11 protein-coding genes are annotated in these 12,369 nt (G+C 64.7%); 6 read left to right on the plus strand and 5 right to left on the minus strand.

Annotation, left to right across the window (positions count from 1 at the left end):
* Positions 1-229: 229 nt before the first annotated feature.
* From gcvT to AC1DE1_RS07620, 4 genes are all read left to right on the plus strand, one after another.
* Positions 230-1,330, plus strand: a complete 1,101-nt coding sequence (gcvT, locus tag AC1DE1_RS07605; protein WP_441604981.1) for a glycine cleavage system aminomethyltransferase GcvT — start codon at positions 230-232, stop codon at positions 1,328-1,330.
* Positions 1,331-1,435: 105 nt separating this feature from the next.
* Positions 1,436-1,831: a glycine cleavage system protein GcvH gene (gene gcvH, locus AC1DE1_RS07610; protein ID WP_046972737.1), complete on the plus strand. Its 396-nt coding sequence runs from the start codon at positions 1,436-1,438 to the stop codon at positions 1,829-1,831.
* Between the two features lie 624 nt (positions 1,832-2,455).
* Positions 2,456-3,019 carry a met regulon transcriptional regulator MetJ gene (gene metJ / locus AC1DE1_RS07615; protein WP_441604980.1) on the plus strand — a complete coding sequence of 188 codons (564 nt, stop codon included), beginning with the start codon at positions 2,456-2,458 and terminating at the stop codon, positions 3,017-3,019.
* Positions 3,020-3,481: 462 nt separating this feature from the next.
* Positions 3,482-4,522 carry an energy transducer TonB gene (locus tag AC1DE1_RS07620; RefSeq protein WP_477175261.1) on the plus strand — a complete coding sequence of 347 codons (1,041 nt, stop codon included), beginning with the start codon at positions 3,482-3,484 and terminating at the stop codon, positions 4,520-4,522.
* A gap of 85 nt (positions 4,523-4,607) precedes the next feature.
* Here AC1DE1_RS07620 and AC1DE1_RS07625 read toward each other — a convergent pair whose 3' ends face one another.
* Together AC1DE1_RS07625 and AC1DE1_RS07630 are read right to left on the minus strand one after the other, a co-directional pair.
* On the minus strand, positions 4,608-5,909 hold the full coding sequence (locus tag AC1DE1_RS07625) for a serine hydrolase domain-containing protein (protein WP_477175262.1): 1,302 nt from the start codon (positions 5,907-5,909) through the stop codon (positions 4,608-4,610).
* A gap of 145 nt (positions 5,910-6,054) precedes the next feature.
* On the minus strand, positions 6,055-7,656 hold the full coding sequence (locus AC1DE1_RS07630; protein ID WP_477175263.1) for a GMC family oxidoreductase: 1,602 nt from the start codon (positions 7,654-7,656) through the stop codon (positions 6,055-6,057).
* A gap of 119 nt (positions 7,657-7,775) precedes the next feature.
* Here AC1DE1_RS07630 and AC1DE1_RS07635 point away from each other — a divergent pair, with 119 nt between their 5' ends.
* The gene (locus AC1DE1_RS07635; protein ID WP_477175472.1) at positions 7,776-9,047 is read left to right on the plus strand and encodes an NTP/NDP exchange transporter; all 1,272 of its coding nucleotides are present in this window, start codon (positions 7,776-7,778) and stop codon (positions 9,045-9,047) included.
* Positions 9,048-9,054: 7 nt separating this feature from the next.
* Here the strand turns inward: AC1DE1_RS07635 and AC1DE1_RS07640 are convergent, their stop codons facing one another.
* The 3 genes from AC1DE1_RS07640 to mtgA form a co-directional block, all read right to left on the minus strand.
* Positions 9,055-9,483, minus strand: coding sequence for a CBS domain-containing protein (locus tag AC1DE1_RS07640; protein ID WP_121877911.1), 429 nt, complete (start codon positions 9,481-9,483; stop codon positions 9,055-9,057).
* Positions 9,484-9,586: 103 nt separating this feature from the next.
* Complete coding sequence (locus AC1DE1_RS07645; RefSeq protein ID WP_477175264.1) at positions 9,587-10,525, minus strand: glycosyltransferase family 2 protein; 939 nt, start codon at positions 10,523-10,525, stop codon at positions 9,587-9,589.
* A gap of 66 nt (positions 10,526-10,591) precedes the next feature.
* Entirely contained in the window at positions 10,592-11,332 is a 741-nt protein-coding gene (mtgA, locus tag AC1DE1_RS07650; protein WP_441604973.1) for a monofunctional biosynthetic peptidoglycan transglycosylase, read from the minus strand.
* 131 nt (positions 11,333-11,463) lie between these two features.
* Between mtgA and hslO the strand changes: the two genes are divergently transcribed.
* Positions 11,464-12,363: an Hsp33 family molecular chaperone HslO gene (gene hslO, locus AC1DE1_RS07655; RefSeq protein ID WP_441604972.1), complete on the plus strand. Its 900-nt coding sequence runs from the start codon at positions 11,464-11,466 to the stop codon at positions 12,361-12,363.
* Positions 12,364-12,369: the final 6 nt, after the last annotated feature.

The raw sequence follows: 12,369 nt of genomic DNA on the forward strand, positions 1-12,369 counted from the left end.
GATGACAGTCTTGTGTGTCGCGATAACCGGGCTGCTCGGCCACTGGATTCCGGCCTGCGCCGGAATGACGAGCGGGAACAGTCGTCGCTCGACTTGGCTCGCGGTTCACATGTTGCGCCGCACGATCCTCCGCCGATACGCCAACGCACGGTAAGCGCGCGGGCGCGCTCGGCTTGGAATGTATCCATGCGCCCGGCGATAATGCTTCTTTCCCCAGAGCACGACTGCGATGACCGACAAGACCGTACTCAATGACACCCATCGTGCGCTGGGCGCACGCATGGTCGATTTCGGCGGGTGGGACATGCCGATCAACTACGGCTCGCAGATCGAGGAACACCACGTCGTGCGCCGTGACGCCGGCATGTTCGACGTCTCCCACATGACCGTGGTCGACCTGCACGGCGCACGCACGCGCGAGTTCCTTCGCCACCTGCTGGCCAACAGCGTCGACAAGCTCAAGGTGCAGGGCAAGGCGCTGTACTCCTGCATGCTCAACGAGCAGGGCGGCGTGATCGACGACCTGATCGTCTACTTCCTGGGCGAGGAATTCTTCCGCCTGGTGGTGAACGCGGCCACCCGCGAGAAAGACCTTGCGTGGATCACCAAGCAGGCCAAGGCGTTCGATGTCGAGGTCAAGGAGCGTCCGGACTACGCCATGATCGCGGTGCAGGGTCCGAACGCCCGCGCCAAGGTGATCGGCCTGCTGGCCGAGGTGGATCACGAGCGCATGAAGAAGCTCGGCAAGTTCGCCGCCGCCGCGGCGCAGGGTCCGCATGGCATGCCGCTGTTCGTCGCGCGCACCGGCTATACCGGCGAAGACGGATTCGAAATCATCGTGCCGCAGGAACACGCCGTGGCCCTGTGGCAGGCGCTCGCCGCCGCCGGCGTCGCGCCGGCCGGACTGGGTGCGCGTGACACGCTGCGCCTGGAGGCGGGCATGAACCTCTATGGCCAGGACATGGACGACACCGTGTCGCCATGGGAAGCGAACCTGGGCTGGACCATTGCGCTGGACGAAGGTCGCGACTTCATCGGCCGCAAGGCGCTCGAGGCGCAGAAGGCGGCGGGTGTACAGCGCGTGATGGTCGGCCTCGTGCTCGACGACAAAGGTGTGCTGCGTCACGGTCAGGCCGTGCTCACCGCCAACGGCGCCGGCGAGATCCTGTCCGGCAGCTTTGCGCCGACGCTCAACAAGGCGGTGGCGTTTGCGCGCATTCCGGTCGGCGAGCCGGGTGACGTGCGCGTGGATATCCGCGGCCGCGAAGTGCCGGTACGCATCGTGAAATACCCCTTCGTGCGCGACGGCCAACCCTGCGAAGGCATCTGACTTCAGGCATCAATGCGGCACGGGCGCAGCCCGTGTTGCCCATCGGGTGAAGGCAGCTAGAATTGGCGCTCCACCCACGACCCATACCAACGACTGGATCCGATCATGAGCGAGATTCCCGGCGATCTGAAATTCCTCAAGTCCCACGAATGGGCCCGCGTCGAAGACGACGGCCTGGTTCGCGTGGGTATCTCCGACCACGCCCAGGGCCAGCTTGGTGACCTGGTGTACGTCGAGCTGCCGGAGATCGGCGCGAGCGTGCAGGCCGGTCACGGCGTTGCCGTGGTCGAGTCGGTCAAGGCCGCTTCCGACATCTACAGCCCGGTCTCCGGCGAGATCGTGGCAGTCAACGAAGAGCTCAACGACAAGCCCGAAACCATCAACGAAGACGCCTTCGGCAACGGCTGGATCTTCCTGGTCCGCGCCAGCGATCGCGGCGAGCTCGATGAGCTGCTCGACGCCGACGCCTACGCCGAGCTGGTCGAAAACGAAGACCACTAAGCCCTGACGTTCGATGCTGCACCCGATGCCGGCCGCCTCAAGCGGCCGGCTTCTTTTTGAGTCGCAGGATCGGTTTTTTCGACGCGCGAAGAACCGATCTGGAGAGCATTGGAGGCGTCGATTTTTACGTTGAAGTTATCGCCGTCCATGCCGATAGAAGTCCAACATGGCGATCCGGCAAGCCGGGGTCGCGTCGCGAGTCGACCCTCTTCGACGCCTCCGGACCTGCCGATGACGGTCCGGAACGACCCTCCGGACCGGTCTTTGAAAAAATAAATTCAGTCGCCTTTCGTTCATCAAAAGGGGTGTGCCGGGGAGGCCCCCGGCATGTCGTTGATGTGTCTCGACTTGTGAGACGCACGTCTGTCAGGCGGCTGTGCACGGAAAAGACAAAATGGCTTGTTTTAAGCGGTTTTGTCGGTGTCGAGGTAATCAAAAGGGCATTAACATCTGGATGTATGGACGTCCAAACGAAAATGCCTTCAAACCCCCGTAAGGCCTTGTCTGGCGGGGGTTTGGACCCTCCCGGGGGTGGATGAAACGGATTGATTTAATGGTTAAAATCAATTGACAGCTGAAATCTTCAGGAATAGCTTTCGCATCGGAACACGGAGAACGGGTGCCATGGCAACATCGAAATTCATCAAGCCTTATGTCGATCATGGAGAGAAGGCCGGCGCAGTACGCAAGATCACGGTCTCGATCCCATTGCACATTTTGAGGCCCTTGTCTGACGAACGCACCCGTCGTCAGGTGAACAATCTTCGGCACGCCACGAACAGCGATCTGCTGGTTGAGGCGTTCCTGCACGCTTTTACTGGGCAACCACTGCCAACTGATGAGGAGCTGAGACGAACTATGGCCACTGCCAAGAAAGCCACCGCAAAGAAGGCCGCCAAGAAGGCGTCCAAGAAGACCGCCGTGAAGAAGACCGCTGCCAAGAAGCCGGTCGCCCGCAAGCCGGCCGCCAAGAAGGCTGCCAAGAAGGTCGCCAAGAAGGCTGTTGCTAAGAAGCGCCCGGCCGCTGCCAAGAAGGCTGCCGTGAAGAAGGTCGCGACCAAGAAGGTTGCGAAGAAGGCTGTTGCTAAGAAGCGCACCGTGAAGAAGGCTGCCGCTGCCAAGGTCGTCAAGGCGACCAAGGCTGCGAAGGCCCCCAAGGCTGCCAAGGCCCCCAAGGCCAAGAAGTAAGCTTTAAGCTTTACTCTTAATAACAAGCAAGAACGACTTTTCTCCCCGCGGTGCCCAGCGCGGGGAGAGTCCTTCGAAAGAGCGACTCGTCCCGGCCCTTGCCGGGACGCTTCGTTTGTGGGGCCTGAAAAACTCTGTAGGAGCGCACTTGTGCGCGACCGGGGGCACGGCTCCGTAGGGTTGTCGCGCACAAGTGCGCTCCTACAGGAGACAGAGAGCCTTACCTCGGCGGAATCTTGGGTAAGAAAATTTCCTAGCGACGACGGTCAGGCGTCAGCGACGCCCGAGCAAGCCCGATACGACGCGATGTGCGGCTAGTCGCCGACACGACGACCGATTTGCCGTAGTGCTGCATTACGGTTACCTTTCACACATCCGCGCCGCGGTGGCCTGGGGAGGCTGCCGCTCCTGGATTCACAGGGGGAAAAAGCGCGGGTATCTGATGCCACTCGGTGAGAGATCATGGATACCCGAAACAAACGTCATGCGCGTAGCCACGCGCGTGGGGCCATTCGGCCCGCTGCCATTGCCATTGTTGCTGTCGTTGCCGTCCTTGCCGCAGCTTCATGGTTCCTCATCATCAAACCGCACCAGGACCTGGTCGATGCCGACGTCGGTGCGCATCCGTCCACGCCGATAAAGGCGGGTCCTGAAGCACCGCCACCACCGGTCAACGTGGCCGCCATGAGCATGAACCAGCTGCTCTCGGAAGCCCGCAAGGCGGTCAACGAACAGCGTCTGCTGGCCCCGGCCGGCAACAACGCCTTCGAGTTCTATCTAAAGGTGCTGGAGAAGCAACCCGGCAACCCGGTGGCCACCGATGCGCTGCGCGAAACCTTCCCGGTGGGCGCCAGCGTGGCCGAACAGGCGATCAACCAGCGCGACTTCAACGAAGCCCAGCGACAGATCGATCTGCTCACCAAGGCCGACCCGGCGAACTACACGCTGACCATCCTGCGCTCCAAGCTCGATGCCCAGCGCAAGTTGCTCGATCGCGAGCAGCAGCTGGCCTCGGACAAGGAGAAGCAACAGCAGCTGGCCACGCAAAAGGCAGCGTCGGATAAGGCCGATGCCGATCGTCTTGCTGCCGAAGCCCAGCAGAAGGCGCTGGCTGACCAGCGTGCGGCACAGGCACGCGCGGCGCAGCAACAGGCGGCGGAAGCGGCCCGTCAGCAGCAGGCCTCGCCCACCACCGCCAGCGCCGGCAACAGCGGGACGGCGAGTGCCGCCGGTACGCATCCGGCCGTGCTGTTGCGCAACGTGCCGCCGCGCTATCCGACCACCGCCGTCCGTGCGAACCAGGAAGGCTGGGTGGAAGTGGCCTTCACCATCACGCCCGAAGGCACGGTGGACGACGTCAAGGTAGTGGATGCCGAGCCGCGTCACGTGTTCGATCGTGCAGCCACCGAAGCGGTGAGTCGCTGGAAGTACCAGCCGGCCACGCAGGACGGCAGCCCGGTGTCGTCGCAGGACAAGCGCCGCATCGTGTTCAAGCTCAACTGATGGATGACTGACCGCACTGGCGGCCAGCGCCCGGCAACGCAAAGCGCCGCATGGAAACATGCGGCGCTTTTTCATGGGCTGGTCGTTAGCGCTTGCTGCCGTGCGCCGTGGTCGCGCTCTTGCTCTTCTTGCGCGTCTTGCCCTTGGCCGTGTTGGCTGCCGGCGCATCGCTTTCGATGCCCGCCCAGTCCACGTGCGGAAGCCCGAGCAGGCTGTCGAATACCATCGGCAGCAGGCCGGCGGGCAGGGGGTCGGCGGAGTTCCACATCATCACCAGGCCCACGTGCTGCCGGGGCAGGAAACCGATCATGGTGCGATAGCCTTCGACCGCGCCGGCGTGGAAGATCATCGTTTCGCCTTCGTAATCGAACACGCGCCAGCCCAGTGCGTAGGAGGCATCCTCCAGCCGCGCGCGACGCCACGGCGCCGAATGCATCTCGACCGGGGTGGACACCTCCGGTGCGTGCAGCGTGTTGAGCAGCGAGGCCGGCAGCACATCCGGGCGACCGCCCATCTGCGCGATCAACCACTGCTCCATGTCCTTCAGGCTCGCATTGACGCCCGCCGCGGGAGCCACGCGGTAATACGCATCCTTGGGCTCGAACGGAATCCAGCCGTTGCTGCCGGGACGATGCGGGCGTGCCCAGCTCTTGCTCGCTTCCAGTGCTTCGCGACCGTAGCTCGCCGTTTTCATGCCCAGCGGGAAGAAGATGTTCTTGTCGACCTGGCGGGTGAAGAAGTCGCCGGTCTGCGCATAGACCACGTCGCCGATCAGGCTGAAAGCGATGTTTTGATAGCCATAGCACTGACCCACATCGCAGGTAAGCGAGACCTCGTCGAGCCGGCGCACCAGTTCTTCATAGGGCACGTTGTCCTCGAGCATGCTGTCGTAGGTGTTCTTGGGCAGGCCCAGACGCTGGCCGAGAATGTCGCGCACCGTCGCCTGCTGCGCGGCGCTGTCGCTCTTGAGCCGGAAGAACGGCAGCACGTTGACGAGCCTGGTATCCCAGGAGAGCTTGCCATTGCCCACCAGCACGCCCGTGAGGGCCGTCGCGAACGCCTTGGATAGCGATGCCAGCCGGAACACCGTCTCGGGCGTCACCGGCTCGCGCGTGGCGGCGTTGGCGTAACCGATGGTGTCTTCGAACACGACTTTGTTGTCGGCCACCACGGCGGTCGCCAAACCGGCCACCACGTTGCGCTGATCCACGCGCCCCAGCCACTGCTGGTAAGCACTCAGCGTGTCCTTCATGCGATCGGCAGGCACGCCCGGCGAGGACGCAGAAACATTGGCGTCGTTCGCCGGTGCCGCCGCATGTGCGGCGGGCAGGGTGCCGGCCCATCCCAGGGCGGCGGCAATGAGCAGTGGAAGCGTGCGTAACGTCATGCTGTTCGAATGGGCTGGGCGTCGCGTGACGCGGGTCGAAGGACAGCTCGGAGCGAGCTGGGCGTTGAGCCAGGTCGATCCATGACGGCCGGCGGAGAGTAGCGCAGGAAACCTGGAAAATCCTCTGCCCATATGGCGGATGGATCTACTGGGACAATCCCGCCGCCTGCTTGGTTTCATTCAGGATCAGCGCGCTGGCCCGCTCGGCGATCATGATGACCGGCGCATTGGTGTTGCCGGTGGGCAGGCTGGGCATCGCCGATGCATCGACCACGCGCAGGTTCTGCACGCCGCGTACACGCAGCTCGCTGTCCAGCGGCGCATCGCTGTCGCCGCCCATGCGGCAGGTTCCCACCGGGTGATAGATGGTCTCCGCCTTGCGCCGGATGAAGTCGGCGTACTCGGCATCGCTGGCGATTGCACGTTCGGGAAAAACCGGGGCGCCGCGAAACCGGTTGAAGGCGGATTGCGAGAGGATCTCACGCGACAGGCGGGCGCCTTCGATCATCCGCTGGAGATCGTGCCCTTCGGCATCACCCAGATAATTGGCGTGGATGGCGATGGGTTCGGCAGGATCTGCCGAGCGCAGGCGCAGCATCCCGCGACTGCGCGGATGCAGGTAGCAGGCGTGCACCGTATAGCCGTAACCGGGCAGGCGATGGCGGCCGTGATCGTCGAGCAGGGCCGGCACAAAGTGGAACTGCAGGTCGCAGCGTTCGTCCGTGGCCAGCCGGCTGCGCACGAAGCCGCCGGCCTCGGCGATGTTGGAGGTGCCCGGCCCCTCGCGATGACGCAGGAAGCGCCACCCTGCCGCCAGTTCGTTGAGATGGTCGTAGGTGATCTTCTGCGTGCTGCCGTCGAGCGTGCAGATGTCCAGGTGATCCTGCAGGTTCGCGCCCACGCCGGGCTGATCGACCTGCACGGCTATGCCATGTTCGCGCAGATGATCGGCCGGCCCGATGCCGGAAAGCATCAGCAGCTGCGGCGTGTTCACCGCGCCGCCGGCAAGAATCACCTCGCCGCCTTCGATCAGTACATCGCTGCCTTGCAATTGCACCCCGACCGCGCGCCCTTGGGCGATCACCACGCGCGCCGCCAGGGCGCCGGTACGCACCTGGAGATTCGGTCGCTCCTTCGCGGGTCGCAGATAAGCCGCTGCAGTGGAGCAGCGCGCGCCGTGGCGCTGGGTCACCTGATACAAGCCAAAGCCGTCCTGGCTCGGGCCGTTGAAGTCGTCATTGCGCTGGTAGCCGGCGCTTAGGGCGCTGTCGATGAATACCTCCGACAGCGGGTTGCGATACCGAAGGTCGCTGACGCCCAGCGGACCACCGCTGCCATGCAGGCTGCTGGCGCCGCGCGTGTTGTCTTCGCTGTGCAGGAACCACGGCAACACTTGCTCCCATGACCAGCGCGCGTCACCGGTGGCCTGCGCCCAGCGATCGTAGTCGCCCGGCACGCCGCGGACATAGCACATGGCATTGATCGAACTGGAACCGCCCAGCGTCTTGCCGCGCGGCCACCACAGCGTGCGGTCATGCAACTGCGCCTGCGGTTCGGTGCGGTAGTTCCAGTTGAGGTGGCGGTTGTTGGCCAAGCGTGCAATGCCCGCCGGCATATGGATGAGCGGGTGCCAGTCCGAAGGCCCGGCTTCGAGCAGCAGCACGCGCTTGCTACCGTTCGCGCTCAAGCGGTTGGCCAGCACGCAACCGGCCGAGCCCGCGCCGACGATGATGATGTCGTATGCCATCCTGATCCCCCGGTCCTTGTCGGCGTTCGCTAGGCCGCATGCTAGTCTGTGACGGACCCCCGCTGGAAACGCCGGTGAATACCCCCCGACCCGCCGCAGCGAACGAAGGCCTCGCGTCGATCCTCTCGGCAGTGGCGTTCTTCTTCGTGATGACGGCTTACTACATCATCCGGCCTGTGCGCGACCAGCTCAGCGGCGCCGTCGGATCCCAATCGCTGCCCTTGTTCTACGCCAGCACCTTCGGCGTGATGCTGTTGCTGACGCCGGTGTTCGGCGCGCTGGTCTCGCATTTTTCGCGCAAGCGACTGCTCGGCTGGAGCTACAGCTTCTTCGTCGCCTGCCTGCTTGCCTTCGTGCCGGCCTTCATGGCGCAGGATCGTATCGGCGCTCGCACGCTCGGCGTGGGCTTCTTCATCTGGGTCAGCGTGTTCAACCTGTTCGTGGTGTCGCTGTTCTGGAGCTTCATGGCGGACATCTTCAAGAGCGTGCAGGCGCGGCGCGTGTTTCCGCTGATCGCGCTGGGCGGCATGGCCGGCGCCATCTTCGGGCCGCTGGTCACCAAGTTCCTGGTGCAGATCATCGGCGTGGCCTCATTGCTGGTGGTCTCGGCGGTGGCGCTGGTGATCGCGCTGACCCTGCTGGTGACACTCTCATCTCGACACGATTGCCGCGAAGAGGCGCGCAACGACGAACCCATCGGCGGTTCGCTGTGGGCCGGCATCAAGGAATTGTGGACGCGTCCGTTCCTGCGCTACATGGCGGTGCTGATGGTGCTGGGTGATGGCATCGGCACGCTGGCCTATGCGCTGATGGCCGACTACACCAAGGCGCATCTGCCGGATCGGGTGGCGCGCACCTCGTTCTACAACGACCTGGATCTCTACGCGAACCTGCTCGGCGCGGTGCTGCAACTGACGCTGACGCGCTGGCTGCTGGTGCGCAAGGGAGCGGGCCCGGGGCTGGTGCTGCCTTCGATCGTGAACTTCGTGCTGCTCGTGTTGCTGGTGATCGTAGGCATCGGCAACGTGAGCCTGTTCGGCGTCATGGTGCCCATGCTCTCGATCATGCTGGTCGGCTCACGGGGGTTCGCCTATGGCATGACCAAGCCGGCGGTCGACGCGCTGTACACCCGCGTACCGCGCGAGACGCGCTACAAGGGCAAGAACTTCGTGGAGACGGCGATCTGGCGTTTCGGCGACGTGCTGGTCACCAGTGGCGTGAGCGTGCTGGGTACGCTGGGCATGGCAGCCACCGGCATGGCCGGCATCGGTGCGGGCGTTGCGGTGGTAGCCACGTGGGTGGCCGCGCGCGCCGGTCATTCACCCGACCTGCTGCCGGAGCAGCGGGCCGGAGAGGACGCGGCCGCGCAGGCCGAAACCGCCAAAGCCTGAGCGTCGCTCAGCTGGTGATGTAGCGCTGCAGTTGTTCGATCTGTTCGGCCTGGGCGTCGATCACTTCCTTCACCAGGTCGCCGATGGAGATGACACCCACGACCCGTTCGCCGGTCACCACGGGCAGGTGACGGATGCGGCTGTCGGTGCACAGGCGCATGCAGTCGAATACGTCGGTATCGGGCCCCACCGTCAGCGGCGGGCTGCTCATGATCTCCGAGACCGCGGTCTGCGCGGAGGAACGACCCTGCAGGATCACCTTACGGGCGTAGTCACGTTCGGAGACGATGCCCACCAGCCGATCCTCGCGCATCACCAGCAGCGCGCCGACTCGGCGTTCCGCCATGTGCTTGATCGCTTCGAGCACGGGCGCGTCCGGTGCAATGCTGAAAATGTCGGTGCCCTTGCCTTCCAGCAAATGCTTGACTTGTCGCATGCTTGAACCTCCCAGGAGGCCGCCGATCGGCCGCATGCAGGGAGTCTAGCGCCGCCGCGTGGACGTGGTGTTGGCCCGATGTGAAGCGCGCGGCGAAAGCCGCTCAGGGCTTGGGACGCGCGTCGTAACGCTCTTCGATGAAGTACAGCGGACGCTGTTTGCTCTCGGCATAGTTGCGCCCCAGGTACTCGCCGATCACGCCCAGCGCGAGCAGCTGCACGCCGCCCATGAACAGGATCACCACCATCAGGGACGGGTAGCCACGCACCGGATCGCCGAGCAGCATCGCCTTGCCGAACACCCAGATGCCAAACAGAAAGGCGAGCAGCGAGGCCAGTACGCCCGTCCAGGTGGCCAGCCGCAGGGGCGCGGTGGAGAACGAGGTGAAGCCTTCGACGGCCAGCTGCAGCAGGCGCCAATAATTCCATTTGCTGGCGCCGGCCTGGCGTGGCTCGCGCAGGTAATGGACGGCCGTCTGCCGGTAGCCGATCCAGGTGAACAGCCCCTTCATGAAGCGCTGGCGCTCGCGCAGCTGGCGCAAGGCGTCCAGCGCGCGGCGCGACAGCAGGCGGAAATCGCCGGTGTCGCGCGGCACCTGGATATCGGAAACCTGTTCCATGCTGCGATAGAACAGGGCCGAGGTGAAACGCTTGAAGCCGGTATCGCCCTGGCGCGTGTTGCGCGTGGCGTAGACCACGTCGAAGCCCGCGTGCCAGCGCTCCACCAGCGAGGGAATCAGCTCCGGCGGGTCTTGCAGGTCGGCATCGATCACGACGGCGGCATCGGCGTCGACCTGATCCAGGCCGGCGGTCAGCGCCGCTTCCTTGCCGAAGTTGCGCGAGAGTTTGATCGCGCCGACGCGGGCGTCGCCGGCGGCCAGGGTGTTGATGAGTTCCCAGGTGGCGTCGGTGCTGCCGTCGTCGACGTAAAGCACGTCGCAAGAGAACGGCAGTTCGTCCAGCACCTGGCTCAGGCGGAGGTGGAAGCTTGGCAGCACGGCTGCCTCGTTATAGGCCGGCACGACAACGGTTAGGCGTGACATGGCAGGCGCGACGATTCCCCGGAGAGTGGGCGCATGCTAGTGCACTGGCAGGTCGCGGGGCGAGCCTCAGTGTCGCCGCGTGTCGCGCGGGGGCTGTCGGCTTTGCAGGTAACCCGGGCCACCCAGTTGCCCCATCTGCTGCTGGATCCAGTTCGCACGGCTCTGTACGTAAGGCGTGGGGCGATCCGCGTGGAAGCGTCGAGGGCTGGGCAGCACCGCGGCGAGGCGCGCCGCCTGCGCCGCGCCAAGGCGCGCCGGGGCCATATGAAAATACGCGTCGCTGGCCGCACCGACGCCGTAAATGCCATCGCCCAGCTCCGCGATGTTCATATACACCTCGAGAATGCGTTGCTTGGGCCAGGTCAGCTCGATCAGCACGGTGAAATATGCTTCCAGCCCCTTGCGGATGAAACTGCGTCCGTTCCACAGGAACAGGTTCTTGGCCGTCTGCTGGCTGATCGTGCTGGCGCCGCGCAGGCGACGGCCTTCATCGGCGGCATCGACGGCGGTCTGGATGGAGTCGAAATCAAAGCCATGGTGGTAGGGGAACTTCTGGTCCTCGCCGGCCACCATCGCTAGTGGCACATACGGCGACACCTGACTCCAGGGCACCCACCGATGCTGCAGGCGAAAGTCTTTCTCGCCATGGATGAGCGCGCCCAGCTGGCGCTCCATCATCACCGCCGAGGTCAAGGGCGGCACGAAGCGCAGCACCAGTACCACCAGCCAGCTCAGCGCCAGCCAGGAGATCGCAAGCAGCATCAGGGTGCGGAGCAGGCGGGCGGCGAACGGGCGTCGTGGATTCATGGCGGCGCTTGGACGGAATTGGCGGCAGTATAGGAGGCGCCAGCCCCTTCCCCGACAGCCCGTATCAAAGGTCGTTGTGCCTGGATGCAGGCGCCCCCATCTAGGGGGATTGCTCTTGAGAGGTCGATCCCGTGGAAACCGTGCTAGTCGAAGATGTACTGCATCGCTTCATGCTTGAGCGCGCCGGCGTGCGCGGCGTGCTCGTCCGTCTCGGCCCGGCCTGGCGCGAAGTTGCCGGCCGCGCCCACTATCCGGCCGCGCTGCGCTCGGTGCTCGGCCAGACCCTGGTCGCCAGCGCGCTGCTGACCGGCAACATCAAGCTTGATGGCGCGCTCTCGGTGGAATTGAAGAGCAGCGGCCCGCTGCGCCTGTTGTTCGCCGAGTGCACCGATCACGGCCGCCTGCGCGGCCTGGCGCGCTGGAACGATCCGCTGCCCGAAACGCTGGACCTGGCGGCGATGCCCGACGCCATCATGGCGATCACGATCGGCAATGCCGAGCGCGGCCAGCGCTACCAGGGCCTGGTCGACCTGCAGCATCCGGAGCTCGCTTCGGCGCTGGAAAATTATTTCAGCCAGTCCGAACAGCTGCCGGCACGCATCGTGCTGGCGGCCGATGGCGAGCATGCCGTGGGCCTGATGCTGCAGAAGCTGCCGGACGAAGGCGGCCACGACGCCGTGGAAGACGAAGACGCCTGGACGCGCATCCAGCATCTCACTGCCACGCTGGGCCAGCAGGAGCTGCTGTCCACGCCGCCGGAGCAGCTGTTGTATCGCCTCTACCACGAGGAGTCCGTGCGCCTGTTCGACCCGCGCCCGCTGGCCTTCGGTTGCAGCTGCACGCGCGAGCGCGTGGAAGCGGTGCTGCGCTCGCTTGGCCGCGATGAAGTGGAAGCAGCGCTGGAAGCGCGCGAAGGCGAAATCGAAGTGATCTGCGAGTTCTGCGCGCAGCGCTACACCTTCGATCGCGTGGATGCAGAGCATCTGCTGAGCGTGACCCCGGCGGCTAGCGCGCCGCATACGGCGCAGTAAGCCTGC

Source organism: Dyella sp. 05T440, assembly GCF_056395965.1.